General features: G+C 67.1%; 22 protein-coding genes. 16 read left to right on the top strand and 6 right to left on the bottom strand.

Annotated features, from left to right (window positions below; genetic code table 11):
- Positions 1 to 28: 28 nt before the first annotated feature.
- On the bottom strand, positions 29 to 967 hold the full coding sequence (locus IY716_RS08795) for a hypothetical protein (RefSeq protein ID WP_218221153.1): 939 nt from the start codon (positions 965 to 967) through the stop codon (positions 29 to 31).
- A 285-nt stretch (positions 968 to 1,252) separates the two neighbouring features.
- Here IY716_RS08795 and IY716_RS08800 point away from each other — a divergent pair, with 285 nt between their 5' ends.
- The 4 genes from IY716_RS08800 to IY716_RS08815 all read left to right on the top strand — a co-directional run bounded on the left by IY716_RS08800 (position 1,253) and on the right by IY716_RS08815 (position 5,262).
- Positions 1,253 to 2,068 (top strand): electron transfer flavoprotein subunit beta/FixA family protein, encoded by an 816-nt coding sequence (locus tag IY716_RS08800; RefSeq protein ID WP_255316479.1) that lies wholly within the window; start codon positions 1,253 to 1,255, stop codon positions 2,066 to 2,068.
- A complete protein-coding gene (locus IY716_RS08805; protein ID WP_218221154.1) occupies positions 2,065 to 3,030 on the top strand; it encodes an electron transfer flavoprotein subunit alpha/FixB family protein in 966 nt (321 codons plus the stop codon). The genes IY716_RS08800 and IY716_RS08805 overlap by 4 nt, the downstream gene beginning before the upstream one ends.
- 114 nt (positions 3,031 to 3,144) lie before the next feature.
- Positions 3,145 to 4,059 carry a CoA ester lyase gene (locus IY716_RS08810; protein WP_218221155.1) on the top strand — a complete coding sequence of 305 codons (915 nt, stop codon included), beginning with the start codon at positions 3,145 to 3,147 and terminating at the stop codon, positions 4,057 to 4,059.
- A gap of 33 nt (positions 4,060 to 4,092) precedes the next feature.
- The gene (locus IY716_RS08815; RefSeq protein ID WP_218221156.1) at positions 4,093 to 5,262 is read left to right on the top strand and encodes an acyl-CoA dehydrogenase family protein; all 1,170 of its coding nucleotides are present in this window, start codon (positions 4,093 to 4,095) and stop codon (positions 5,260 to 5,262) included.
- Between the two features lie 39 nt (positions 5,263 to 5,301).
- On the opposite strand, the gene IY716_RS08820 is transcribed toward IY716_RS08815, so the two are convergent.
- Positions 5,302 to 5,778, bottom strand: a complete 477-nt coding sequence (locus IY716_RS08820; RefSeq protein WP_218221157.1) for a GNAT family N-acetyltransferase — start codon at positions 5,776 to 5,778, stop codon at positions 5,302 to 5,304.
- Here IY716_RS08820 and IY716_RS08825 point away from each other — a divergent pair.
- The 5 genes from IY716_RS08825 (at position 5,777) to IY716_RS08845 (ending at position 10,711) form a co-directional block, all read left to right on the top strand.
- Positions 5,777 to 7,237, top strand: coding sequence for a sugar porter family MFS transporter (locus IY716_RS08825; RefSeq protein WP_255316480.1), 1,461 nt, complete (start codon positions 5,777 to 5,779; stop codon positions 7,235 to 7,237). The two genes, IY716_RS08820 and IY716_RS08825, sit on opposite strands and share 2 nt — an antisense overlap.
- A gap of 156 nt (positions 7,238 to 7,393) precedes the next feature.
- On the top strand, positions 7,394 to 8,470 hold the full coding sequence (locus tag IY716_RS08830) for a maleylacetate reductase (protein ID WP_369699649.1): 1,077 nt from the start codon (positions 7,394 to 7,396) through the stop codon (positions 8,468 to 8,470).
- A gap of 24 nt (positions 8,471 to 8,494) precedes the next feature.
- Positions 8,495 to 9,454 (top strand): VOC family protein, encoded by a 960-nt coding sequence (locus IY716_RS08835; RefSeq protein WP_218221160.1) that lies wholly within the window; start codon positions 8,495 to 8,497, stop codon positions 9,452 to 9,454.
- A 6-nt stretch (positions 9,455 to 9,460) separates the two neighbouring features.
- Positions 9,461 to 10,108: an alpha/beta hydrolase gene (locus IY716_RS08840; protein WP_218221161.1), complete on the top strand. Its 648-nt coding sequence runs from the start codon at positions 9,461 to 9,463 to the stop codon at positions 10,106 to 10,108.
- 78 nt (positions 10,109 to 10,186) lie between these two features.
- Positions 10,187 to 10,711, top strand: a complete 525-nt coding sequence (locus IY716_RS08845; protein WP_218221162.1) for a DoxX family protein — start codon at positions 10,187 to 10,189, stop codon at positions 10,709 to 10,711.
- Between the two features lie 78 nt (positions 10,712 to 10,789).
- On the opposite strand, the gene IY716_RS08850 is transcribed toward IY716_RS08845, so the two are convergent.
- Positions 10,790 to 12,280: an amidohydrolase family protein gene (locus IY716_RS08850; protein ID WP_218221163.1), complete on the bottom strand. Its 1,491-nt coding sequence runs from the start codon at positions 12,278 to 12,280 to the stop codon at positions 10,790 to 10,792.
- Between the two features lie 254 nt (positions 12,281 to 12,534).
- On the opposite strand from IY716_RS08850, the gene IY716_RS08855 reads away from it, so the two are divergent.
- Genes IY716_RS08855 through IY716_RS08870 form a run of 4 tightly spaced genes read left to right on the top strand, consistent with a single transcriptional unit; the run spans position 12,535 to position 15,971 of the window.
- Positions 12,535 to 13,728 (top strand): CaiB/BaiF CoA-transferase family protein, encoded by a 1,194-nt coding sequence (locus IY716_RS08855; RefSeq protein WP_218221164.1) that lies wholly within the window; start codon positions 12,535 to 12,537, stop codon positions 13,726 to 13,728.
- On the top strand, positions 13,725 to 14,600 hold the full coding sequence (locus tag IY716_RS08860) for a citryl-CoA lyase (protein ID WP_218221165.1): 876 nt from the start codon (positions 13,725 to 13,727) through the stop codon (positions 14,598 to 14,600). Before IY716_RS08855 ends, IY716_RS08860 begins: the two co-directional genes overlap by 4 nt.
- 2 nt (positions 14,601 to 14,602) lie before the next feature.
- A complete protein-coding gene (locus IY716_RS08865) occupies positions 14,603 to 15,592 on the top strand; it encodes a hypothetical protein (RefSeq protein WP_218221166.1) in 990 nt (329 codons plus the stop codon).
- Positions 15,593 to 15,605: 13 nt separating this feature from the next.
- A complete protein-coding gene (locus IY716_RS08870; protein WP_218221167.1) occupies positions 15,606 to 15,971 on the top strand; it encodes a hypothetical protein in 366 nt (121 codons plus the stop codon).
- 2 nt (positions 15,972 to 15,973) lie between these two features.
- Here the strand turns inward: IY716_RS08870 and IY716_RS08875 are convergent, their stop codons facing one another.
- Together IY716_RS08875 and IY716_RS08880 are read right to left on the bottom strand one after the other, a co-directional pair.
- Positions 15,974 to 16,822 (bottom strand): IclR family transcriptional regulator C-terminal domain-containing protein, encoded by an 849-nt coding sequence (locus IY716_RS08875; RefSeq protein WP_218221168.1) that lies wholly within the window; start codon positions 16,820 to 16,822, stop codon positions 15,974 to 15,976.
- A gap of 10 nt (positions 16,823 to 16,832) precedes the next feature.
- Positions 16,833 to 17,546, bottom strand: a complete 714-nt coding sequence (locus IY716_RS08880; RefSeq protein ID WP_255316481.1) for a GntR family transcriptional regulator — start codon at positions 17,544 to 17,546, stop codon at positions 16,833 to 16,835.
- 91 nt (positions 17,547 to 17,637) lie between these two features.
- Here IY716_RS08880 and IY716_RS08885 point away from each other — a divergent pair, with 91 nt between their 5' ends.
- From IY716_RS08885 to madM, 3 genes are read left to right on the top strand one after another with little or no spacing between them, the layout of a single operon-like run.
- Positions 17,638 to 20,544, top strand: coding sequence for an AMP-binding protein (locus IY716_RS08885; protein ID WP_218221169.1), 2,907 nt, complete (start codon positions 17,638 to 17,640; stop codon positions 20,542 to 20,544).
- 40 nt (positions 20,545 to 20,584) lie between these two features.
- Positions 20,585 to 20,986: a malonate transporter subunit MadL gene (madL, locus tag IY716_RS08890; RefSeq protein ID WP_218221170.1), complete on the top strand. Its 402-nt coding sequence runs from the start codon at positions 20,585 to 20,587 to the stop codon at positions 20,984 to 20,986.
- A gap of 1 nt (position 20,987) precedes the next feature.
- Positions 20,988 to 21,749, top strand: a complete 762-nt coding sequence (gene madM / locus IY716_RS08895; protein ID WP_218221171.1) for a malonate transporter subunit MadM — start codon at positions 20,988 to 20,990, stop codon at positions 21,747 to 21,749.
- A gap of 123 nt (positions 21,750 to 21,872) precedes the next feature.
- Here the strand turns inward: madM and IY716_RS08900 are convergent, their stop codons facing one another.
- On the bottom strand, positions 21,873 to 25,094 hold the full coding sequence (locus IY716_RS08900) for a beta-phosphoglucomutase family hydrolase (protein ID WP_218221172.1): 3,222 nt from the start codon (positions 25,092 to 25,094) through the stop codon (positions 21,873 to 21,875).
- Positions 25,095 to 25,096: the final 2 nt, after the last annotated feature.

A 25,096-nucleotide genomic window follows, 5' to 3' on the forward strand; every position in this document is an offset into this window, starting at 1 on the left:
CACTCAACCAGCCCGGAGGAATGGTGGGTCAGCGCTTGGATTTGCGGTAGCCAGCCGCCTTCGCGGCCGATTCGGTCGCGAAGCAGTACTCGGGGTTGGTCCGTTTGTAGAAGGACCCGCTGGGCACGTGATAGATCCGCGAGCTGGCATTGCCCTTGATCGGGTAGCCCTTGGGGCAGTTCCAGGAGGATGACGTGTGCTTCACGCTGGTCGCTCGCTTCGCCGGAGCCGCCTTCTTCACCGTCGAGGTCGACGCCGAGGTCCTGACCAGCGTGGTGTGACCGGACTTCGTGCCGGTCACACGCACCGAGAGCTTCTTTCCGGCGTGGGAGGTGGAGATCTTGTAGGTCTTCTTCGTCGCCCCCTTGATCGCGGTGCCGTTGGCGCGCCACTGATAGGCGAAGGAGGTCGACGGCGTCCAGGTTCCCACGGTGGCGGAGACCGTCTTCCCGGTGATGGCCGAGCCGCTCACCTTGGGGGTGGAGGACCGTGCCACCTTCAGCGTGGCGGCGGAGGTGCGGCTCACCGTGCTGTACCCGGACTTCTTCCCGGTCACCTTCACCGTGATCCGTTTGCCCTGGTGGGCGGTGCTCGGGGTGAAGGTGCTGCGATACCCGCCGCTGATCGCTTTGCCATTGGCATACCAGCGGTAGCTCCGGGAGGTTCCGCTGGTCCAGGTGCCCGGCTTCGCGGTGAGCCTTGATCCCACGGCGGCGGTGCCGGAGATCTTCGGGGTGGGAGCGCGAAGTGTCTTCTTCGCCGAGCTGATCGTCACCGTCGTGCCCGCGACGGAGGCGCTCGCCGGTGCGGCCTGTGCCACAGGGGCGGACGCCGACTGGCTGAACGCGGAGGGGCTGAGCTGCGCCGTCGTCGACTGTGGTGGCGGTGCGGCGCCGATCAGGCTGGCCGTGAGAAGGGTAGTGGTCAGGACCGTGGCGAGTCTCCGCCAATGCTGGGATGTCCCCATGGCATTCGTCTCCAGTGTGAGGCGTCCGCTGCGCGGGACGGGGCGGCGCAGGAGCGCCTCCTGAACGGATTGATCATATAGCGAAACAATCGCGGATCAAGGGGCCTCTCGATGCAACTGACCTGGGCAGTTGAGTGATCCGGCGCGAACGTCGCCACCGGATCACTCAACCAGCCAGGAGGGGAGGGGCGAATGGGCCCCGCGGCCCTGCCCGAGATCGCGATTCATGCGACCATGGACATCTCTGATACTGCACAAATCTCGAGAGTGAGGCGGGAGCACCACATGGTGAATGCACCCCTGCACATCATCACGCTGGTCAAATGGGTTCCGGACGCCCAGCTGGAGCGTCGATACAACGCCGAGGGGCGCATCGACCGCTCCGAGGGCGTGCTGAGCGAGCTGGACGAGTACCCGCTCGAAGCCGCCCTGCAGATCAAGGAAGCCGCCCCGGATCGGGAGATCCGCGTGACCGCGCTGACCATGGGCCCCGCGGGCGCGAGCACCGCCGCGAAGAAGGCCCTGCAGATCGGCGCCGACGACGCCTACCAGCTCACCGACGATGACCTGATCGGCGCCGATATCTGGGCCACCTCGGTGGCGCTGAAGGCCGCCGTGGAGACCGTCACCGGGGCCGCCGAGTTCGACTCCGGGGAGCCCGAATACCTCGTGCTCACCGGCATGGCCTCCGAGGAGGGCGAGTCCGGCGCACTTCCCGCACAGCTCGCCGAACGCCTGGGTGCGCATGTGGTCACCTACGCCACCGGCCTGGACTTCGAAGCCGAACGGCTGGTCGTCACCCGCTCGGGCGGCACCGAGTCGCAGCGAGTCGCGGTGACGATGCCCGCCGTCGTCTCGGTCACCGACCAGGTCAACGACCCCCGATACCCCAACTTCAAGGCGATCATGGCGGCGAAGAAGAAGCCGCTGACCCGGTTCACCCTGGCCGACGTCGGCCTGCAGCGTGAACATGTCGAGCCCAAGGTCCGAGTGGTCACCACACAGGCCCGACCGCCGCGCACCGCCGGCGAGATCATCACCGACGAGGGAGACGCCGGCGTCAAGATCGTGGAATTCCTCGCGAAGGAGCGTCTGCTGTGAGCAATGTACTGGTGTTTTTCGATGAGCTGGGCGAGGCGCTGACTCCTGCCCAGAAGGAGCTGATCGCCCAGGCGGCGGCGCTGGGCGAGGTGCACATCGCCGTGGCTGCCTACGACGGCGATCCCACCCCCGTGCTCGCCGTCAACGGAGTCCAGGAGGTCTACCTCCCCGAGGTCAGCCTGCCCGCCCCCGAGGTGGCCATCGTGGACCTGCTCGAGACCTCCGTGGCTGAGTCCGGCGCCCTCGTCGTCCTCGGCTCCTCCACCGCAGACGCCACCGATGCGCTGGCCCGCCTCGCGGTGCGGCTGGACACCGGACTGATCTGTGGCGCTGGGAGCATCTCCGCCGATCTGGTGGTCACCAAGTCCGAGCTGGCGGGCTCCTACACGACGACGTCGCAGCTGGTCTCCGCCGCGACCCCCGCCCAGCCGCTGGTGGTCACCTTCAAACCGAACAACATCGACCCGCAGCGCGTGGCCACCCTGGTCACCGACGGAGAGCAGCCGGAGGTCAACGTGCTGCCGGTCCGGCCCTCGGTCGGAGGGGTGCAGATCGAAGAGCGCACCGCGATGGAGGTCTCCGCCCGTCCGGCGCTGGCCGAGGCGCGCATCGTCGTCGCCGGCGGGCGCGGAACCGACGGGGACTTCACCCCGCTGGAGGAGCTTGCCGATGAGCTCGGCGCCGGTCTCGGTGCCTCCCGAGCCGCCACCGACGCAGGCTGGATCGAACATGCAGCCCAGGTCGGCCAGACCGGCGTGACCGTCTCCCCGCAGCTCTACATCTCCGCGGGCATCTCCGGCGCCGTGCACCAGCGCGCCGGCATGCAGACGGCCGGCACCATTGTGGCGATCAACAAGGATGAGGACGCACAGGTCTTCGAGATCGCGGACTTCGGCGTCGTCGGGGACCTCCATGAGGTGATCCCGCAGATGATCGAAGAGCTGCGCCGCCGCAAGGGATGATGCTCCGCGTCAGTGTGTCGATCCCGGTCCGCACCGGCGGATCGACACAATAGGCACGAGCCCACCCTCCTACGGGCCCGCGCACCTGCACCCACCACACCTAAGAAGAGACCCATGTCTGAGAAGACCCCCGCCCGGTTCGCCCTGGGCCCTGCACTGATGTTCTGCCCCGCCAGCCGCCCAGAGCTGTTCGGCAAGGCCGCCTCCTCAGCAGACGCTGTGATCATCGACCTCGAAGACGCTGTGATCTCCGGAGCCAAGGAGATCGCGCGCCAGAACATGGTTCAGGCGCTGCGGCGGGACCAGGTCGGGATGGATCCACGATCCACCCTCGTCCGGGTCAACGCCCCCGCCTCCGGCGAGCTCGAGGACGATCTGGCAGCACTGGCCGAGACGTCTGTCCGCTACGTGGTGGTCTCCAAAGCGGAGCGGACCGAAATCCTCGACCAGATCGCCGACGCACTGCCCGGTGTGGGCCTGATCCCGCAGATCGAGACCCCCATCGGTGTGCTCAACGATCTCGCGCTGACCCAGCATCGCGCCACCGTCGCCCTGCTCTGGGGCACCGAGGACCTCATTGCGGGCATCGGGGGCACCACCTCGCGCAATAATGACGGCACCCAGCGCGACATCATCCGCTTCACCCGCAACCGGCTGCTGCTCACCGCTGGTGCCGTGGGCGTGCCCGCCATCGACGCGGTCTTCACCCGCGTTCCGGACCTCCAGCGCCTGGCCGTGGAGACCGAGGACGCCTGCGCCTCCGGGTTCATCGGCAAGGCCTGCATCCACCCGGATCAGGTCGAGCCGATCCGGCGGGCCTACACCCCCACCGCCAGCGACCTGGAATGGGCCAAGGGTGTGATCGCCGCCTTCGAGACCAACGCCGGACTGCACCCGGGCGAAGGCCACCGCGCCGACCCGGAACTCTCCGGGGCGTTCAGCTTCCGCGGGGAGATGATCGACCTTCCGGTGATCATCCAGGTCCAGCGCATCCTCACCCGCTTTGAATCCATCGGTCAGGTCGCCTGACCCAGCCCTAGCCTGAAAGGCGGCCCGTCCCGGATGTTTGCTGGCTTCTACGAAGAGATCCACGAAGAGTTTCGCGAGGTGGTGCGCGAGTTCGTCACCCGTGAGGTGGCCCCCCACTACAAGGCGTGGGACCAGAACCACATGATCGACCGTTCGATGTGGCACGCCGCCGCAGAGAACGGCCTGCTGGGCCTTGCAGTGGATGAGGAGCACGGCGGCATGGGACTCGCCGACTACAGGTTCCGCATGATCCTCGACGAGGAGCTCGCCCGCGCGGACGCGCTGGGCGTGGCGCTAGCCCTGCACCTCCACGATGACTGGGTGCTGCCCGCCGTGCTGCAGTTCGCCACCCCTGAGCAGCAGCAGGTCTGGCTGCCCCGCTTCATGGACGGCAGCTTCGTCTCCTCAGTGGCCTTCACCGAGCCCGGCGCCGGCTCGGATCTGCGCGCGGTGCGCACCAAGGCGGTGAAGGACGACGACGGCGGCTGGATCCTGAACGGGCAGAAGACCTTCATCGGCAACGGCATCTCCGGAGACGGTGCCCTCGTGCTGGCCCGCACGGACGGCTCCGAGCCCCGGGAGAGGGGATCCGAGAGCGCCTTCAGCCTCTTCCTGGTGGAGAAGCAGGACAACCCGGGCTATCAGCCGGGCCGTCAGCTCGAGAAGATGGGGCTCAAGGCCTCGGACACCGCAGAGCTGTTCTTCTCCGAGGTGGAGATCCCTGCGGAGAACCTGATCGGTGAGGAAGGCCGAGGGCTCGAATACGCCAAGGCGATCCTGCCTCAGGGTCGGCTCGGCGTCGCCACCTCAGCGGTGGCCGTGACGGCCGAGGTGCTGCGCCAGACCATGAGCTACGTGGGGGAGCGCGAGGCCTTCGGGCAGTCGATCCGCGAGTTCCAGCACACCAGGTTCCAGCTTGCCGAGCAACAGGTGAGCCTCGAGGCCGCCGAACGCTATGTGGCCGCCGCGGTGGAGCGGTTCAATGCCGGTGAGCTCGATCTGGTGGCCGCCTCCAAGGTCAAGCTCTGGGCCAGCGAACAGGCCAAGAGCTCGGTCGATGCCTGCCTGCAGCTGCACGGCGGATACGGCTACATCCTGGAGTATCCCGTGGCTCAGGCCTACCTCGCCGTCCGGCTGCTGACCATCTTCGGCGGGACCAGCGAGATCCTGAAAGAGACCATCGCCGCGGACCTGCCCGGTTAGGAGTCAGCTCGCGCCGCTGCGCCCTCTGGGTCCAGGTCATCACCCCAGCGTGCGGGTCATGAACACGCTGTTCGGGTCCAGGATGTAGTCACCGAAGGGCGGACACACGGTGAAGCCGTGCCGGGCATAGAGCCTGCGGGCCACCGCAAAGTAATCCTCGACGCCGGTCTCCAGGCTCAGCCGGGAGTAGCCCCGCTCGGTGGCCTCGGTGACGAGGTGCTGGACCATGGTGCTCGCCACCCCGCGGCCCCGGGCGCTGCGCGCGGTGCGCATCGTCTTGATCTCCCCATGGGCGGGGTCCAGCTCCTTGAGCGCGGCGCATCCCGCCAGCACGTCCTCGGCGCCGGCCGAATCCTCCAGCCAGGCGCTCCAGAAGGTCAGCTCCGGGCTCTGCAGCGCCTGAAGGTCCAGCGCGTGGATGCTCTCGGGTGGGGAGGTCTCATGCATGTCCGCCAGGTGTTCGGAGATGAGCTCCCGCACGGCAGGGTGATCCAGGGTGCCCTCAGTGATGCGCATGCGCAATATTCTGCCACCGGCGCCTCGGGCGATTAGTCTGACCAGGTTCAGCGCAGCGCAGGATGAGAACAAGGACCATATGAGAACAGCACCACCCACCGCTCCGAATCGGCGCGCGGGCTCCACCCTGATCTACCTCTTTGGCGCCCTCGGCGGTCTGAACTGGGGTTATGACACCGGCGTCATCTCTGCCGCCCTGGTCTACCTGCGCCGCGACTTCGAGCTCTCCAGCTGGGCCGAAGGGGCGATCGTCACCGGGCTGATGATCGGCGCCGCGATCGGAGCGGGCCTGGGCGGGCGGCTCTCGGACCGCTACGGGCGACGCACCGTGCTGCTGATCACCGCCGCACTGTTCCTCGTCGCCCCGATCGGCATGGCCTTCGCGCCGAACGCCGAGGTGCTCTTCGCCGCACGTCTGGTGGTCGGACTGGGCACCGGCCTGGCCGCCGTCGTCCTTCCGGTGTATCTCTCCGAGATCGCCCCCGCGAGGATCCGTGGACGGGTGACCGCCTCCTATGTGCTGGCCATCGTCATCGGTCAGTTCCTGGGGTTCGTGGTCGGGGTGGCGTTCGCCCCGGTGGAGTCCTGGCGGTGGATGCTGGGTCTCTCGGTGATCCCCTCGGTGCTCTTCGCGCTGGGCCTGACGGTGGTGCGCGAGACCCCGCGGTGGCTGGTCCACAAGGGGCGCGAGGCGGAGGCCGAGCAGATGCTGCTGCGCGACCGCACCCCGGAGGAGGCCCGCCGGGAGCTCGGCGAGATCCACGATGTGCATGAGGCCGAAAAGCGCGACGGCGTCTCCGGTCTGCGTGCGCTGCGCCGACCCTGGGTGCTCTCGATCCTCGGGGTGGGGTTCGGCCTGGGGGTCTATCAGCAGATCATGGGCATCAACGCGGTGCTCTACTACGCGCCCACCACTCTGCAGAACGTCGGCTTCTCCGATGAAGGAGCGATCGGTTCGAACCTCATCATCGGGGTCCTCAACATCGTGGCCGTCTGGATCGCGATCAGCTACACCGACCGCTGGGGACGCCGCCCGATGCTGCTGATCGGCGCGCTGGGCACCTCACTGGCGCTCGCGGTACTGGCCGTGGTGAACCTGACTATGCCCACCCCGGACGGGGTCGGCGCGCTGGGCATCGCCACCCTCGCCTGCCTGGCCGTGTTCATCTTCATGTTCCAGGTCAGCTGGGGCGCACTGGTCTGGGTGGTGCTCGGGGAGATCTTCCCACTGGGCGTGCGCGCCGCCGCGATGGGCGTGGTGACCACCGCCCACTGGCTCGCCAACGGCCTGGTCTCGCTGCTGTTCCCCACCGCACTCGCCGCCTTCGGGGTGGGCTGGATCTTCGCCGGCTTCGCCCTCATCTGCTTCACCGCCTTCGTCTTCACCGCGAAGAAGGTGCCGGAGACCAAGGAGCGCACGCTGGAGCAGATCGAGACCGCCTTCCGCCGGGCGGCGTGAGCGCGGACGGTCAAGGTGCCCGAAGGACCCCTTGACAGAAGCTGTGGTGCGCACCACATAATGGCCTGACGGACACATGTCCGGATCCTCGTTGCAAGTGACTTCCCATGTGGGGCCTTGGCGGGGAGTCATGGGCCTAAGGGGCGCGCTATGTCGATGAGCTTCAGCCATCAGACCCTCGGTCAGCGCGTCCACTTCGGTGCGGGGAACCTGGGCTCTGATGTCAGTGCCGCGGTCCAGCGGCTCACCGCCCGGCGGGTCATGCTCATCGCCTCCAGCAGCGCCGCTTCCGCCGCAGACCAGCTCGCTGAGGTGCTTCCAGTGGCGCACCGCTTTGACGGTGCCCGGCAGCACGTCCCCGCCGAAGACGCCGAGGCCGCAGGTCGGATGGCCGAGCAGGTCGATGCTGATCTGTTGGTCTGTGTGGGCGGAGGCTCAGTGATCGGTCTGGGCAAGGCCGTGGCCCTGGGCTCGAAGCTGCCGCTGATCGCAGCGCCGACCACCTATGCCGGCTCCGAGGCGACCAACGTCTGGGGAATCACCGAGCAGGGCAGGAAGACCACAGGCGTCGACGACGCTGTACTGCCCCGCAGCGTGATCTATGACGTCGACCTCGTCGCCACCCTCTCGACCTCCCTGAGCATCTCCTCCGGGCTCAATGCGCTGGCCCACTGTGTGGACTCCCTCTGGGCACCGGGCGCCGATCCGCTCAATGCCGCCTGGGCCGAAGAGGCGATGCGCGCACTTGCGCTCGGGCTGGTGCAGATCACCGAGAACCCCGGCACAGGCGTGGACGGCCCGCAGCAGCTGCAATATGGCGCCTACCTCGCGGCCACCGCTTTCGCCTCCGCGGGCTCGGGTCTGCACCACAAGATCTGCCACGTGCTGGGTGGCAGCTTCGGTCTTCCGCACGCCCAGACCCATGCCGTCGTGCTGCCCTATGTGCTCGCCTTCAACCTCGACGCCGCCCCGGCGGCCGGTGACCGCATCGCGCGGGCACTCGGCGGAGCGGACGCACTGGATGCCCTGGAGCAGCTTCGCGCGCGGATCGACGCCCCGCGCGCACTGAAGGATCTCGGACTGCAGGAACAGGACCTCCAAGGGGCGGCAGCACAGGTCCTCGACGTCGTCCCTGCCAGCAACCCGCGGGGCATGGACCAGGACGACGCCGTCCGGCTGCTGCGAGCGGCCTGGGCCGGCCAGGACCCCTCCGAGCTTCGATCCCACCCGTAATCACGTCTCAAGAAGGGCATCACCATGACCTACCTGCTCGGCTCTCATCACGTGACACTCTCCGTCGGCGCAGCCCAGGAGGATGTGGATTTCCACACCAGGGTCCTGGGGATGCGCTTCATCAAGAAGACCGTGCTCTATGACGGCTCCATCCCGATCTACCACCTCTATTACTCCAATGCCAACGGTGACCCCTCCGCCGTGCTCACCACGTTCCCCTGGGCGCAACAGGGGCGCTTCGGCACCCGCGGAACGAACCAGGCGCGGGAGGTCATGCTTGCTGTGCCCGCGGGGTCCCTGGAGTTCTGGATGCCGCGGTTGAAGTCCATGGACATCGATGCCGTCCAGTCCGAGCTCTTCGGGGAAGGTCGCATCGCACTGACCCACCCCTGTGGGCTCGAGTACGTGCTTGTCGGCGTGCACGGAGACCCGCGACGCGGCTATTCCGGCAACGGCGTTCCCGAAGAGCATGCCATCCACGGGATCTATGGGATGGGCATCCACGTCTATGACCAGGACCGGATGGTCGACTTCGCCAAGGACGTGTTCTTCCTCGGCGGAGACATCAACGAGGCTGGCGACGTGGCCCGATTCAAGGTGGGCTCGGATGACTTCGGCAACTGGGTCGAGCTGCGCGGGAACCGCACCGATGATCAGGGCACCTGGCGCTTCGCCGCCGGCACCTACCACCACTTCGCCTGGAACTTCGACACCTTGGAGAACCAGGAGGCCTCGAAGTTCGAGATCGAAGGCGCTGGCTACACCGACATCTCCGAGCTCAAAGACAGGACCTATTTCAAGTCCCACTACGTGCGGACCCCCGGCGGGGCGCTCTTCGAACTTGCGGTGACCCACGCCGACGGCGGCTGGGACTGCGACGAGTCCCCCGAGGAGCTGGGCAGCCACTTCATGCTGCCGCCGCAGTTCGAGCATGAGCGTGAGCACATCATGTCCCAGCTCGAGCCGCTGCGCACCGAGGACTGAACCGACGTGCCCACTCATGATCAGCTGGACCCCGTCCACCACGGCCTCGACCCCGAGGACGCCCGGCTGGTGGTGTACGGGGTCCACGGGCGGACGCAGAGTCCCGCGGCGTGGATCGAGCTCGCCGACCGCCTGGGAGTGGAGGGCCTCTGCTGGTTCCTGCCCGAGGCTGCCGGGAACTCCTGGTACCCGGGGAGATTCATGGAACCGCCGGAGTCCAATCAGCCCCAGCTCGGACAGGCTCTGGAGGTCCTGGAGGCACAGCTCTCCGCGCTGCTTGAGCGCAGGGACGCAGGCGGAGCGCCCGTCGTCGTCCTGGGGTTCTCACAGGGAGCCTGCCTGCTCGCCGAGTACCTGCTCACCCGCCAGCCGGGCGTGGACGGGGCGGTGCTGCACACCGGCGGATATCTCGGTCCGCGCCCCCGGGATTTCGCCAAGACTCCGTCGGGTGCGATGAGCAACATCTCGGTGGAGCTGTTCTGCGCCGATGAGGACCCGTGGGTGCCGCTGCACCGGGCGAAGGAGACCGCGACGGCCTTCGAGTCGCTCGTCGCCTCCACCACGCTGACGGTCTCCCGCGACTCCGAGCACCACATCTCCGAGGACGCCGCGCGCCGCCTTGCGGATTATCTCCGGCGGTTCCTCAAGGACTGAGGATGTCTTGACGCGAGAATCTCGGCGGGGAAGACTGGACTTTGAAACGGACATATGTCCGACTAGCGAAAGGTGCTGATGGAAACCGGATTGCTTCTGCTGCGACTCGTTCTGGCGCTGATCCTGTTCACCCACGCCACCCAGAAGCTCGCGGGCTGGTTCGGGGGAAACGGGCTGACCCGACAGGCCGAGATCTTCGCAACGCTCGGCCTGCGTCCCGGCCGTGCAATGGTGCTGGCCGCCGGGGTCTCTGAGCTGCTGGCCGCCATTGGGCTGCTGTTCGGGCTGCTCACGCCGCTGGCCGCCCTGCTGGCTGCCGGAACTATGGCGGTGGCGGGAGCGACCATGCAGCTGAACTCGGGGAAGTTCTGGAACATCGCCGGAGGCGGGGAGTATCCCTATGTCCTTGCGGCAGCGGCGGTCGTGCTGGGCTTCACCGGTGCTGGCGCATTCTCGCTCGACGCGCTGCTGGCTGAGCCCGGATCGGTGCTTGAGAGGGTGTTCTACCATCCGGCCCCCTGGGTGGGCGCAGCGGTCCTGCTCGGGGCGGCTCTCGCGGTGATCCCCTTTGCCTCCGTGGTGAAGAAGGCCGCCGCGCGCTGAGTCGATGGACGCACTTCGGGACTGCGCCCTGTCTGGGCGCAGTCCCGAAGTCCAGCAGAGGCGAAACGGCTCAGCGTCTCATGCGCCGGGTCCCCGGCCCTGGGCGGCATGCGTCGTGTCTGTGCGGTACTCGGTATAGGTGTACGGGTTGTCGAGGATCTTGGTCTCGGGAACCTCCGGGCTCATGCCGGCGTCCCATTCCTCCCGGCCCAGCTCGCCGGCGATGTGCTCCACGGTCTGCTCCACCGTGCGGCGGACCTTCGCGAGATCGACGTCGACCAACTTGTGCTCGTGCTTGACGATCCGTCCGTTGACCATGACCGTGTGCACGTCTCCGCGCTGGGCCTGGAACACCACATGGCCGTGCGGATTCAGGATCGGGAACATCGCAGGGGAGTCGTCGTTCTTGATCAGAACGACGTCGGCCTTCTTCCCGACCTCCAGAGAGCCGATGGTCTCCTCCATGCCGAGTGCCTTCGCCCCGCCTCGAGTCGCCCATTCCACGACCTGGTCGGCCCGGAGCCCCAGATTGGTGCAGGTCTCCCCGGTGGCGTGATGCTCGAAGTGTTCCCGGGCACGGTCGGAGCTCAGCGTGGAACGCATCGCCGCGAACGGATCGGCGCTCCACCAGACCGAGGTGTCCACGGACAGCGAGACCGGAATGCCATGCTTGCGCAGCTGCCAGGAGGAAGGGTATCCCTGACCGCAGCTGGACTCTGACTCAGCAGAGACCGAGGCGGCGCCTCCGGTGGCCGCGATGCGCTGGTATGAGTCCTGACCCAGGGTGGCCGCGTGGACGTAGACGGTCTTCTCATTCATGAATCCGTGCTCGTGCATGAGTCGAATCCCGTCGTCGTTGGTCGCGCCCCAGACTCCAGCATGGGTGGTCACCCCGACGTCGAGGTCCCGGGCGACCTCGAAGGCCGCCTTCTCCGGAAACTCTGGATCTCCGGTGACGTCGAAGGCCATCTGGAAGCCGAGCATGTCATCGCCGATCGATCCCGCCGAGCGGGGGATCCGACGATCCACGAAGTCGCGGAACTCGGGCGAGGTCGACCATTCCCACGGGCCAGCATGAATGTTGCCGTAGGCGAAGACGAACCGCCCCGCGACCTCCTGCAATGCATCCACTGCGGCATCGGCGTGATCCACGGTGGAGAGACCATGGGACCAGTCCACGGAGGTGGTGACCCCGGCGTCGAGAGCCTCCACGGCGGAGAGCAGGTTCCCGGCGTAGATGTCCTCGGGGCGGAACTTCTTCCCATGCTCGAGGTAGTTCCATACAAAATACTGGGTCAGCGTCCAGTCGGCGCCGTAGCCGCGCATGGCGGTCTGCCACATGTGGCGGTGGGTGTCGATGAAGCCGGGGGTGACGATTCCGCCGGCGGCATCGATGATCTGAGCGTGCTCGGGGGTCTCGAGGTCGGGCCCGACGGCCGCGAGGGTGTCCCCGCGGACCAGCACGTCGGCCCGGGTCAGCACACTCCGGTCCTTGTCCATGGTCAGCACGATCCCGTTCTTGAACAGCACGGGCGCGCCGGTGCCATGGGCTGCGGCGTCAGAACTCATGTCAGCCTCCTATGAAGATATCTGTGACGCCACTCACAATAGCTTGTGTTCGCACAGTGGACAAGAGTCCGTTGGCTGCTTATGCGCTGGAATCCCCCTCACTGAAGAACGCATTTCCATGCAGGCGGCTCGACGCTTGACGCTCTCGGCTGTCTGGTGTGAAACTGGTCACGACAGAGACGGACGCCTGTCCGCATGACGGTTGCTGGCAAGACAGACGTCTCGCCCGCAGGGCCGACCGGGAGGAACCTGATATGACTGACACCGCTTCGCATGCCGCGGCAGGCTCGCCGCTGCCGCTCGAGGGCATTGTGATCGCCGACTTCTCGCGGGTGCTCGCGGGCCCGTATGCCACCATGCTGCTGGCAGATCTGGGCGCCGAGGTGATCAAGGTGGAGGGTCCGACCGGGGATGACACCCGCACCTGGGTCCCACCGCGGCGCCCCGACGGAGTCTCGACCTACTACGCGGCGATCAACCGCAATAAGAAGTCGATCGTGCTGGACTTCAAGGATGCCGAGGACCTCGCCGCAGCCCAGCGCCTGGCGGCGCGCGCCGACGTCGTCATCGAGAACTTCAAGCCGGGCGGTCTGAAGAAGTTCGGGCTGGACTACGACTCGGTGGTCCAGGACAACCCGAGCGTCATCTACTCCTCCATCACCGGCTTCGGCACGCAGGGGGAGGGCGCCAAGTACCCCGGCTATGACCTCATCGTGCAGGCTATGTCAGGGCTGATGAGTCTCACCGGCTCGCCCGACGGGCCGCCCTTCCGTGCCGGGATCAGCGTGTTCGACGTGATGGCCGGGCTGCACTCCACGATCGGCATCCTCGCAGCCCTGCGGCAGCGCGACCACACGGGGGAGGGAGCCCATGTGGAGGCGTCCCTTATGGCATCGGCGATGTCAGGACTGGTCAACCAGACCCATGCCTATGTCGGGGGCGGGACCACCCCGATGCGCATGGGCAACGCCCACCCCTCGCTGTACCCCTATGAGGCCATGCCCACGGCTGACGACGACGTCATCATCGCCGCCGGCAACAACACCCAGTTCAGCCGTCTCTGCACGGTGCTGGGCATACCGGAGATCGCCGAGGACGAGCGCTTCGCCGACGTCGGCGACCGCACCGACCGGCGTGACGAGCTGCGCCCGATCCTGGAGGCAGAGCTCGCCAAGCACACGGCCCAGGAGCTCTTTGAGAAACTCAACGAGGTCGGCGTGCCCTGCGGGCCGATCAACACCATCAAGCAGGGAGTCGAGTACGCCGAGGCACTCGGCCTGCAGCCGGTGGTGCAGGTGGGAACAGGCTCTGCAGCGGTGCCCGGGGTCCGGCACCCGCTGACCTTCAGCACGATGACCCCGCGCTACGATCTGGCCCCGCCCACGCTGGGCGAGCACACCGAGGAGATCCGGGCCTGGCTGCAGACCGAGGAAGGGGCACAGCGATGAGCGGCGCAGAGCAGAACAAGCAGACACCGAGCTACCCCACCTCGCTGGGGACCTCCACCGCCGAGGAGATCAGCCTCATGGGGCAGTCCCTCTCCGAGGACCTCATGGGCAAGGTCGGGTTCGCCGAGCTGGCCTTCTGGATGACCGCCACCCGCCGGCCCACTCCCGGGGAGCTGCGCACCTTCGAGGCCGTGCTCGTCGCGCTCGCGGACCACGGGTTCACCCCCACCGCGATCGCGGCCCGGTTGACCTACCTCTCAGCCCCGGAGTCCATCCAGGGCGCCATCGCGGCAGGACTGCTCGGCGGCGGCTCCCGGTTCCTCGGCGTCACCGAGGACACCGGCAAGTTCCTGCATGAGGTGCTGGCAGCCGACGACGGCGAGCGCAGCACCGACGCGGACTATGACGCGTTGGCGCGGGCGGCGATCACCCGGGCACGCGCCGCGAAGCAGATCGTCCCCGGGCTGGGGCATCCGGTGCACAAGGCCGGTGACCCCCGCACGCCGCGACTGATCCAGATCGCGGAGGAGGGAGGCACCCGCGGGGAGCACCTGCGCCTGTTCGAGGCCATGGGTCGGGTCAGCGAAGAGGTGCTGGGCAAGAAGCTTCCGCTCAACGGCGCCGGGGTCTGCGGGGCTGCGCTGGCCGATCTCGGTCTGCCGGTGGACTTCCTGCGCGGCTTCGCGCTGCTGGCCCGCACCGCGGGTCTGCTGGGGCAGATCGCCGAGGAGCGGCGCAACCCGATCGCCAATGACATCTATATGCATGTGGACCGCAATGCGACGTTCGTTCCGCTGACACCGGACGAGAGTCATGAGACCCATCGTGGCTCCGGCGCGTCCTCCGATTCTGACGAGCCTAGGAAGAGCTGAGCATGGCAGAGCTGACAGCGGTGCTCGCGAGCACCCACCACCCGTTCTACTACAAGGCCACCACCTCTCCGGAAGATCAGCGACCGCCCTACGCCGCCGACTGGCAGCGCAAGGTCGAGGCCTACCGCGAGACGCTCACCGCCGCGGAGCCCGACATCCTGGTGATGGTCGGGGCGGATCACTTCCACCAGCTCTGGCTGGACAACTATCCACAGTTCCTGATCGGCAAGCAGGAGACCTACGACGCGACCTTCTACAACGAGGAGCGCGAGTTCGGGATCCCGAAGTACACCCTCGCCGGCGACATCGAGCTCTCCCGCTATATGCATGAGGAGCTGCTGGGCAAGGACTTCGACTTCTCGGTCAGTCACGAGCTGAAGATCGACCACTCCATCATCTGCCCGATCATCACGGTCCGCCCCGACGCGGATCTGCCGATCGTGCCCATCTACACGAACATCTTCGTGCCCCCGCTGCCCTCACCGCGCCGGTTCTTCCAGGTCGGACGGGCGATCCGAGAGATCATCGACAGCTTTCCCAGTGACAAGAAGGTCGCCGCCATCGGCACCGGGCATCTCTCGTTGGAGCTCGGCGGGCCCCGGCAGTTCGGCGAGCACGGCCCGGATCCGCTCTTCGACGCCGACGCCATCGAATGGCTCTCCACCGGCAACATCGACGCGATCCTGGACAACGTCACCCACGAATCCATGGCCGGGGCCGGCAATGCGACCCACGGCTTCATGGACCTGCTGCTGATGATGGGCATCGCCGGCCCCGGAGTCCACGCGGACTATGTCGATCACCTCGATCTGTTCCACACCCGGGAGATGTACATGACCTGGTACCCGAACAAGAATCAGGACCAGCTCGAGGCCGCGGCCCGCGCCGCGAAGACCGCGCAGGCCAGCACCGGACCCATCTACGCCAACGATGCCGCCTGGGATCAGTTCCGCGGTGAGCGCGCCGCCACGGCCGCTGGTTCCGAAACCTGAGTCAGGAGCGAGCATGAGCAAGTACTACGTCAACAAGTTCCTCTTCACCATCGATCGGGACCCGGAGTGGGTGGCCAGCTACAAGGATGATCCGCGAGGCACGGTGGATCGCTGGGAGAAGGAGATCGGCCGCTGGCTGAATTCCGTAGAGCAGACCAGCTGGCTGGAGTTCACGGCCGAGGAGCGCGAGGCGCTGTCCACCCACGACTACGTCTGGCTCTTCGAGAACGGCGCGCACTTCTTCTTGAACCTCACGCTGTTCATCGCTCTCTTCGATGAGGAGTACGCCGCCGCACACGGCCCACTGGCCTTCCAGACGGAGATGGCCCGGCAGCTCGGTCACTGGACCGGCCGGGACTACCCCTCGGTGGCGATGTAGCCTCAGCCCTCCTCGGCGGGCAGCAGCGGAATCCGCCCGACGGCGGGCACCTCGCGCTCGCGGACATGACTGGGCATGGACTGCCAGCGCGCCCAGTCCTCGGTCACCGCCGCCGCGGCCTCCTTCAGGTGTGGCAGGTGCTTGGTCAGCAGCGCCTCGAGGCTGGTCTCGGCCGCATGGACCGTCGTGTTCATGGCGGCAAGGACGCGCCCGTCGCCATCGCGCACCGGCACCGCGATGGAGCGGATGCCGCGCGCCAGCTCCTCGTCGGCCACCGCGTACCCCTGCTGCTGCACCCGGTCCAGCTCGTCCATGAAGGACTTCTGGTCCCACTGCACCACCGGGATCACCGGCGAGCGTGAGGGTTCGGACAGGCGCTGCAGGATCTCGCGGCGCTCCATATCTGCCAGCAGCACCTTGCCCTGAGAGGTGGGCGGGGCGGGGAATCGGGTGCCGATGTCGACCCGCAGCCCGATCAGCTTCGGCACCGCGACGCGCGCCACGTAGACCACGTCCGGCCCGTCCAGCTGAGTCATCGAGGCGGACTCGTGGGTGTGGGTCACCAGAGACTCCAGATGGGGCCGGGCCACGTCCCAGAGGCCCAGCGAGCTGACGTAGGCCATGCCGAGCTCCATCACCCGGGGGGTCAGTCCGAAGAGCCCGTTGTCTGAGCGCACATACTCCAGCTCCTGCAGGGTCATCAGGATCCGCCGCGCCGTGGGTCGGGCCAGGCCGGTGGCCTTGGCGACCTGGCTCAGCGTGAGGCTGGGGTACTCGGCTGAGAAGGCCGTGATCACGGACAGTCCTCGCGAGATGGCTTCGATGAACTCGGGGCTTCGCTCCGTCGACATCAGATTCCTTTCATTGGAGCTGGGCCTGGTTCTGACCCACTCGCGCTTCGCGCAGTCTGTTCCAGGTGCGCACCAGCTGACTGAACTCCTTGACCTGCACCAGAACGTGGTCCCGGGCGGTGTTCTCCGCGGTCTCAGTGTCTCCGCTGCTGATGGCCTCCACGATCGCGTGGTGCTCGGCCAGCGAGCGGCGCATCCGATCCGGAGCGCGCAGCTGGAGCCGGCGATAAGGCTGAAGGATCCGCCGCAGGTCATATGCCTGCTGCTGAAGATATCCATTGCCGCAGGAGTCGTAGATGATGCTGTGGAACAAGGCGTTCGCGTAGTAGTAGCCGTCGGCATCTCCGGCGGCCTCGTGGCGCTCACATTCTTCCAGGGCTCTCCGGAGCTCGGCCAGCGGCTCGCGTTCGATCCGGCGCGACGCCAGCCTGGCGGCCATCCCCTCCAGCTCAGCCATGAGCTCGAAGCGCTCGGCGAGCTCGGGGATGCTCAGCTCGGTGACGTAGGTGCCCTGCTTCGGGCGGATCCGCACCAGGCCCGAGCGCTCGAGTCCCTGCAGGGCCTCGCGCACCGGGGTGCGGGAGCAGCCGAACTCTTCCTGGAGCTTGGCAGGATCGAGCCGCTCGCCCGGGCCGTACTGCCCATCGACGATGGCGTTCTCCAACGCATCCCGTACGCGCTGGGATTCCGGGACCCGGACCATGGCACCTCCTGTATCGAGCATATCGTCAGCACACTGTGGCGTGGATCACGTTCATACCCTATAGTCGCTGTTATATACATCAGAACACCTGTTATACACGGAAGGAGGCGGCATGCCGGCAATCCAAGGCTGGGTACTCTCGGATCTGCTGCGCTCCCTGGGCGGCAGCCGTGGCCCCGCAGAGTCAGACGGTGACGAGCCGGCCCCCCTGGAACAGCTCACCGCCGCCTGTGACGTGCTCATGGGCGACATCGGGGAGGCATCGATGCGCGCCGTCGCCGATCGCGCGCTCGCCTCCTACCGAGATTTGGAGGACGACGCCGATCGCGTGACGTTCTTCAGCCATATGCTCACCTCCTACGCGGTGAACGACGACACGCTGCGTGAGGCGTACCAGCGGTGGGAGCAGACCCGCGGGCAGGCGGAGCTCGCCGACCTCTTCGACGCCAGTGAACCGCGCCGCCAGCAGCTGCTGCGCCGGCTGAACCACGCGGACGGAGCCACGCTGCATCTGGTGAACATGAGGGCCGACCTGCGCCGACTGCTGCGCGAGCACCCGGATCTGGCGCCCCTGGACCGTGACTTCCGACATCTGTTGAGCTCCTGGTTCAATCGCGGCTTTCTGCGCATGGAGCAGGTGGGCTGGGATGCACCCCGGGAGATGCGCCAGCACCTGCTCGCCTCCGAGAAGGTCCACCCCATGCTGGACATGAACGACCTCAAGCGGAGGCTGCGTCCCAAGGACCGGACCTGCTATGCCTTCTTCCACCCCGCGACCGGGGACCTGCCGCTGATCTTCGTGGAGGTGGCGCTGGTCAAGGGCATCCCCGGCGCCATCGAGCCGCTGCTCGCGCCCACCGAGGCGCTGTCCCCCGGCAAGGCGGACACCGCGGTGCTGTACTCGATCAACAACGCACTCGACGGACTGGCGGGGATCTCCTTCGGCAGCCTGCTCATCAAACAGGTCATCGATCAGGTCTCCACCGAACTGCCGCACCTCGAGCAGTTCGTCACGCTCTCACCGATTCCTGGGTTCAGGAGGTGGCTGCGCGAGCAGTCAGCTGACTCGGAACGAGGCGCACTGCACGAACTCTCCGCGGAGCTCGAGCGTCACGAATCCGCCGCGCAGCTCTCCGACGCCGAGGTTGAAGACCTGCGCGCCCGCCTCGCCTCGGCACTCGCGCAATACATCGCCGTCGAGCGCCGCGCCGACGGTCAGCCCCTGGATTCCGTGGCCCGGTTCCACCTGGGCAATGGGGCCACGGCCTGGCAGCTGCACTGGCCCGCCAGCACGGCCGACTACATGTGGGACCAGTCCTACGGCGCGATGATCAACTACCGCTACGAGCCGGGACTCGTGGAGCAGCGGCACGAAGACTACGTCAGGAACGCCACGGTGGCGCTGGGAGCACGCGTCTCCCAGCTGCTGCCCGCGGCAGACGCCCAGACCAGCAGCACGAAAGGAACCACCGCAGTGGAAGAACCAGCAACCGATCACACGCTCAGCGGCATCTACCAGGGCTTCCTCGCCCGGGCCGAGGAGCAGCCCGACAAGGCGCTGTTCCATCTGCCCGGCGGAGCGACGCTGTCCTACGCCGAGGTGCTGCACACCTCGCGGCGGATCGCCTCGAAGCTCATCGGAGACGGCGTCACCCCGGGAGACCGGGTCGCCGCGCAGGTGGAGAAGTCCCCCGAGGCCATCGCGCTCTACCTCGCCACGCTGCAGGTCGGTGGGGTGTACCTGCCGCTGAACACTGCCTACACCGGTGCGGAGATGGACTATTTCATGTCCGATGCCGCGCCGCGGGTGCTGGTCTGTGACCCGATCCAGGCCGCCGACCATGTCGTCCGCGGCAAGGACGGCATCGTCGTCGAGACCCTCGGCACCACGGGAGAGGGCACTCTGCTCGCCGCCGAGCAGGAACATCGCGAGATCGCGTCGCGACTCCCCGAGGACCCTGGTGCGATCCTCTACACCTCGGGCACCACGGGCCGCTCCAAGGGTGCCGTGCTGACCAACCAGAACCTCGCCGCCAACTGCGCTTCGCTGCTGAAGACCTGGGAGTTCACCGCCGAGGACGTGCTCATCCACGCGCTGCCGATCTTCCACATCCACGGGCTCTTCGTCGCCGTGAACATGACGCTCACCGCAGGCGCCTCGATGATCTGGCTTCCCAAGTTCGACGTCGCCGACGTCCTCGATGCGATGACGGACTCCACCGTGGGTGCCACCGTGCTGATGGGGGTCCCCACGTTCTACACCCGGCTGCTCGGTTCGGACCGGCTCGGCGAGGAGACCTGCTCCGGCATGCGGCTCTTCGTCTCCGGCTCTGCCCCGCTGCTGGCCGCCGATCATGAGGCCTTCCAGGCCCGCACCGGCCACGCCATCCTGGAGCGCTACGGGATGACCGAGACCGGGATGAACACCTCCAACCCTTACCGGGGAGGTCCGCGCCGACCGGGAACTGTGGGTCATCCGCTGCCCGGGGTCGAGGTGCGGATCACCGCCCGCGAGACCGGCGAGGCCCTGCCGCAGGGAGAGGTCGGCATCATCGAGGTGCGCGGCCCCAACGTCTTCGCCGGCTACTGGAACATGCCGGAGAAGACCGCCGAGGAGTTCCGCGAAGACGGCTTCTTCATCACCGGGGACCTCGGCACCATCGACGAGCAGGGGTACCTGAGCATCGTCGGAAGGGACAAGGACCTGGTGATCTCCGGTGGGTTCAACATCTATCCCAAAGAGGTGGAGGGGCTCATCGATGATCAGCCCGGGGTGACCGAGTCTGCGGTGATCGGAGTGCCCCACCCCGATCTGGGCGAAGGGCTCGTCGCAGTCGTCGTCCCCGCGCCCGAGGGCGCCCCCGATGAGGCGCAGATCCTCGAAGCCCTGGCCGGTGAGCTGGCCCGCTTCAAGCAGCCGCGCGCCGTTTGCTTCGTGGATGCGCTCCCCCGCAATGTCATGGGCAAGGTCCAGAAGGCCGAGCTCCGCAAGCAGTACACGGACCTCTTCAGCGCCTGATGGTGCGCCGAAGTCCTCTTATCTACGTCTGGAGAAATAGATGGTTCTCTATGGAGTTGCAGCGCTGGCGCTGTGCATGCTCATAGGAATGCTGATCGGTGACGGCCTGGGCGTCCTGGTCGGAGTGGACGCCAATGTGGGCGGGGTCGGCTTCGCCATGATCCTCCTCGTGGTGGCCACAGACCGGCTGCGCAAGCGCGGCCTGTTCCCCAAGCCCACCGAACAGGGGGTGCTGTTCTGGAGCGCCCTGTACATTCCGATCGTGATCGCCATGGCCTCTACGCAGAACGTGGCCGAAGCCATCGGCGGCGGTCCCATGGCCGCGATCGCAGGACTCGGGGCCCTCGCCGCAGGAGCTGCGCTGGTGCCCGTGATCGCCCGCGTCGGAGGTCAGTCTGAAGCGCTGCCGCCGATGACCGAAGAAGAGAAGCAGGAGGCCTGAGATGGAGATCGTCGCAGACGTGCTCGAACGCAATGGCCTGCTCTTCGCCTTCGTGGTGGTCGGAGCCCTCATGCTGCTCTCCGGGTGGCTGTCCAAGACCCTGACCAGGGGGCGGCTGCAAGGCTCCGCCATCGCCATCATGCTGGGCCTGGTGCTCGCCTACCTCGGCGGGATCCAGACCGGAGGAGAGGACGGCCTGGCCGACATCGCGATCTTCAGCGGGCTGGGTCTGATGGGCGGGGCCATGCTGCGCGACTTCGCCATCGTCGCCACCGCCTATGGCGTGGACCTCCAGGAGATCAAGAAGTCCGGAGCCGCCGGCGTGATCGCCCTGATCGCCGGGATCCTGGTCTCCTTCGTGGTCGGCGCCGCCGTGGCCGCGGCCTTCGGCTACACCGATCCGGAATCGATGGCGACCATCGGAGCCGGTGCCGCGACCTACATCGTCGGACCGGTCACCGGCACCGCGATCGGAGCCAGCTCGGAGGTCATCGCTCTCTCCGTGGCGGCCGGGCTGATCAAGGCTGTGGTGGTCATGGTGTGCACCCCGCTGATCGCGCCGTTCATCGGGCTGAACAACCCGAAGTCGGCTATGGCCTACGGCGGTCTGATGGGCACCACCTCCGGCGTCGCGGGCGGTCTGGCCGCGACCGACAAGCGGCTCGTGCCCTACGGCGCGATGACCGCGACCTTCTACACCGGTCTGGGCTGTCTGCTGGGACCGTCGGTGTTCTACTTCACCCTGGTCGGCCTCTTCGGCTGAGATTCTCAGGTTCGACAGCACGACGACGGCGGCCGCCCACCTCGGATGAGTGAGCGGCCGCCGTCGTCGGTGGTCTGCTGTTGAGCTGCCTGCGGGTTCAGACCCCGGGTTCAGACCCCGGGTTCAGACTCCGGCGGGCTGGCGCTGGTGCACTCGCGCCGAGTGGGCCAGCTTCACCGCCCACTTCTCGCCCGGGGCAAGGGTCTTGCGCGTGCCTTCGACGTTGACGTCGATGGGCTCCGCGGAGCCTTCGGAGAGGTTCAGCTGGACCTCGTCGTGATTGATGGACACCACGATGGGCTGGTTGCGGTAGCGCATCCGGAAGGTCAGCGCTGGCAGCTCGTCGGGCAGCAGCGGGTGCAGCCAGAGCGCATCTGCGCGGGTCTCCACGCCGCCGTAGCAGCGCAGCACCATGTCCACGGTGCCGGCCATGGCGCCGAGGTGCACGCCCTCGCGGGTGGTGCCTCCCTGGGTGTCTGCGAGGTCCGCCTCCAGCGCCTCCTTGAACAGGTTCCAGGAGCCGGAGCGGTCGAACCGCGCCGCCACCCAGCCATGGACCAGCCGGGAGAGCGTGGAGCCGTGTGAGGACCGGGCCAGGTAGTACTCCACGGTCTTCGCAAAGTCCTCCATGGAGAGCGTGTACCCCATGTGGTCCAGGGTCTCGACGAGCTCATCTGCGGAGAAGATGTAGCAGAGCATGAGCACGTCGGCCTGCTTGGAGAGCTTGTACCGATTGGTGGAGTCACCTTCGGCCTGAAGGATCAGGTCGAGCCGGCCGATGTTGCCGTACTTGGCGCGGTAGCCCTCCCAGTCGAACTCCTCCAGGTCCTCATAGCCGGCGAACTGGCTGATCACATTGTCCTCATGGAAGGGCACGTGCAACCGCTGGGCGATGTGCTCCCAGTGATCGAGCTCGTCCTCAAAGATGTCCAGCCACTCGGAGAGCGGATCATCACGGCCATCCAGATCGCGCACCAGCCGCGAGGTGTGGCGCAGCATCCAGGAGGTCAGCACATTGGTGTAGGCATTGTCGCGGACGCCCGCGCCGTGGGCGTCGGGATAGCCGTCATGGTACTCATCCGGGCCCATGACGCCCTCGATGCTGAACCGGTCGGCCTCGGCGTCGTAGGTGGTCATGGAGACGAAGAACCGGGAGATCTCCACCAGGATCTCTGCGCCGTAGTCGGCGAGGAACGTGTAATCCTGCGTGGTCTCGAAGTACTGCAGCACCGAATACGCGATCGCCAGCGAGACGTGGCGCTGGCGGTGCGAGTTGTCCGGCATCCACATGCCCGAACGTGGGTTCCACAGCTCGCTCGGGGTCTCCTCACGGCCATCGGACCCGGCCTGCCAGGGGAACATCGCCCCGTCATAGCCCTCGCTGCGGGCCATCGAGCGGGCCTCGCTGAGCCGCCGGTAGCGGTAGAGCAGCAGACCACGGGTGAGCTCCGGGCGGCGCAGCGTGAGCATCGGGTACATGAACATCTCGTCCCAGAACAGGTGCCCGCGGTAGCCCTCACCGGTGAGCCCGCGGGCCGGGAGGGTGGCATCGAGGTCATGGCGCGCGCCGAAGGCCGTCTGCAGCACGTGGAACGTGTGCAGGTTCAGCGCCATCTGCTGGCGCGAGGGGTCCTCACCGATGGAGACCGCGAAGCGGTGCCACAGCACGCCCCACATCTCCTCGTGATAGGTCAGGATGGTGCGGAAGCTCGAGGCCCGCTGCACCTTCTTGACCGCGTTGTGCCAGACGGTGGAGATCGCGTGGTCATGGGAGTTCGAGACCGCGGCGATCTTCTCCAGAATGACGGGCTTGCCGGATTCCAGCGCCAGCGAGATGTCGTGGCCGGCCACCAGCTCGCCCTCGTGGATCGGGCGGCGCATCGGGTTGCCGGTGCCCGAGGTGGTCACCGAGGTGCGGGTGGCCAGGGCGATGCGCACCTGGGACTGGTTGGTCTGGGTCTCCAGCAGCACCGTCTCGCCATCGACCTCGCGGGACTGCACCGGGTCCAGGTGATTGCCGGCAAGTTCACGGTCGGCGTCGACGTTGCGGTTGGCCACGCGGCCATCGATCATCGAGCGCACATTGACGTTGCCCGACCAGTTCTCGGCCTCGAGCTTCATCTCGAGGCCGGCGATCTGCACCCCGGCCAGCGAATGGAACTGGCGCATGGTCACCTTGGTGCGCCGCCCATGCAGGTCCTGGTAGCGGGCGATCCTGGTGACCAGGCCGCGGCGCATGTCGAGTTCCTGGTGGTAGGCGATCAGCTCGGGGGAGCCGGGCAGCAGGGGAGTGCCGGCCTCCGGGGTGACCTGTAGGAAGGTCCAGTCCGGAACATTGACCATGTGCTCGGTCTCCACGGTCTTGCCCATCAGATCCGTCTTGAGCCGGTTGAAGACGCCCGCGATATAGCTGCCCGGATAGTGGGTGGCGTCGGCCGCGGTGCCCGGATAGTGCCCGCGGGTGCCCCAGTAGCCGTTGGCCATCGCCATCAGCACCTCGCGCGTGGGCTCCAGCTTCGGGTCGAACCCGTCATAGGAGAGCACCCAGTCGGAGTCGTAGGGACGGGTGGTGCGCGACGCGAGGTTCATCACCGCGAGATCGGTGACGACGACGTCGGCGCCCGCCTCCTTCAGCCGGGCCGGGTCCTCGCCGCGGTTGAGCCCGATGACCATGCCGAAGTCACCGGCGCGACCTGCCTGGACGCCGGAGGCCGCATCTTCGATCACGATGGCGTCCTGGGGTTCCACGCGCAGCAGCTCGGCGGCGTGGAGGAACATATGGGGGTTCGGCTTGCCCGGCAGGCCCAGCTCCAGCGCGTCGGAGCCGTCCACGATCACGGTGAAGGCGTCCAGGAGTCCAGCGATGGTGAGGACTTCGCGTCCGTTGCGCGAGGAGGTCACCAGGGCTGTGGGGATTCCGTCCTTGCGCAGCTCTTCAATGAGCTCAACCGTGGTGGTGAAGACCTCCACGCCGTCGCGGGCGAGGACGGCTTCGAAGTACCCCTGCTTGCGTGCCGCGAGCCCGTGGATGCTCAGCGTCTCTGCGGTGTCATCGAGGCTTCCCTCGGGCACCTCGAGGTTCCTGGCCTTCAGCAGGGAGCGGACTCCGTCCTCGCGCGGGCGCCCGTCGACATAGTTGAGGTAGTCCTCCTCGGTGAACTCGGGCTGCGGGGACCCGGCGATCTCCGGCAGTGCGGCGTCGAAGAGCTCCTTCCACGCCCGTGTGTGAACGCCAGCCGTATCGGTGACGACCCCGTCCATGTCGAAGATCACGGTGCGGAAATGACGCAGCGCGTGGCGTTTCGCCTCGGCGCTGTGTCGGAACGGATTCTCAAAGGGGTGCATAT

Source organism: Nesterenkonia sp. Act20, from assembly GCF_019173455.1.
GTDB lineage: Bacteria > Actinomycetota > Actinomycetes > Actinomycetales > Micrococcaceae > Nesterenkonia.

What these genes read in the sequence shown, in the direction of transcription:
- IY716_RS08850 (WP_218221163.1), bottom strand. Translation starts at nt 12,280, where the DNA reads ATGAGTTCTGACGCCGCAGCCCATGGCACCGGCGCGCCCGTGCTGTTC.
- madL (WP_218221170.1), top strand. Translation starts at nt 20,585, where the DNA reads ATGGTTCTCTATGGAGTTGCAGCGCTGGCGCTGTGCATGCTCATAGGA.
- IY716_RS08795 (WP_218221153.1), bottom strand. Translation starts at nt 967, where the DNA reads ATGGGGACATCCCAGCATTGGCGGAGACTCGCCACGGTCCTGACCACT.
- IY716_RS08900 (WP_218221172.1), bottom strand. Translation starts at nt 25,094, where the DNA reads ATGCACCCCTTTGAGAATCCGTTCCGACACAGCGCCGAGGCGAAACGC.
- IY716_RS08800 (WP_255316479.1), top strand. Translation starts at nt 1,253, where the DNA reads ATGGTGAATGCACCCCTGCACATCATCACGCTGGTCAAATGGGTTCCG.
- madM (WP_218221171.1), top strand. Translation starts at nt 20,988, where the DNA reads ATGGAGATCGTCGCAGACGTGCTCGAACGCAATGGCCTGCTCTTCGCC.
- IY716_RS08855 (WP_218221164.1), top strand. Translation starts at nt 12,535, where the DNA reads ATGACTGACACCGCTTCGCATGCCGCGGCAGGCTCGCCGCTGCCGCTC.
- IY716_RS08885 (WP_218221169.1), top strand. Translation starts at nt 17,638, where the DNA reads ATGCCGGCAATCCAAGGCTGGGTACTCTCGGATCTGCTGCGCTCCCTG.
- IY716_RS08825 (WP_255316480.1), top strand. Translation starts at nt 5,777, where the DNA reads ATGCGCAATATTCTGCCACCGGCGCCTCGGGCGATTAGTCTGACCAGG.
- IY716_RS08860 (WP_218221165.1), top strand. Translation starts at nt 13,725, where the DNA reads ATGAGCGGCGCAGAGCAGAACAAGCAGACACCGAGCTACCCCACCTCG.
- IY716_RS08875 (WP_218221168.1), bottom strand. Translation starts at nt 16,822, where the DNA reads ATGTCGACGGAGCGAAGCCCCGAGTTCATCGAAGCCATCTCGCGAGGA.
- IY716_RS08870 (WP_218221167.1), top strand. Translation starts at nt 15,606, where the DNA reads ATGAGCAAGTACTACGTCAACAAGTTCCTCTTCACCATCGATCGGGAC.
- IY716_RS08880 (WP_255316481.1), bottom strand. Translation starts at nt 17,546, where the DNA reads ATGCTCGATACAGGAGGTGCCATGGTCCGGGTCCCGGAATCCCAGCGC.
- IY716_RS08845 (WP_218221162.1), top strand. Translation starts at nt 10,187, where the DNA reads ATGGAAACCGGATTGCTTCTGCTGCGACTCGTTCTGGCGCTGATCCTG.
- IY716_RS08865 (WP_218221166.1), top strand. Translation starts at nt 14,603, where the DNA reads ATGGCAGAGCTGACAGCGGTGCTCGCGAGCACCCACCACCCGTTCTAC.
- IY716_RS08820 (WP_218221157.1), bottom strand. Translation starts at nt 5,778, where the DNA reads ATGCGCATCACTGAGGGCACCCTGGATCACCCTGCCGTGCGGGAGCTC.
- IY716_RS08835 (WP_218221160.1), top strand. Translation starts at nt 8,495, where the DNA reads ATGACCTACCTGCTCGGCTCTCATCACGTGACACTCTCCGTCGGCGCA.
- IY716_RS08810 (WP_218221155.1), top strand. Translation starts at nt 3,145, where the DNA reads ATGTCTGAGAAGACCCCCGCCCGGTTCGCCCTGGGCCCTGCACTGATG.
- IY716_RS08830 (WP_369699649.1), top strand. Translation starts at nt 7,394, where the DNA reads ATGAGCTTCAGCCATCAGACCCTCGGTCAGCGCGTCCACTTCGGTGCG.
- IY716_RS08815 (WP_218221156.1), top strand. Translation starts at nt 4,093, where the DNA reads ATGTTTGCTGGCTTCTACGAAGAGATCCACGAAGAGTTTCGCGAGGTG.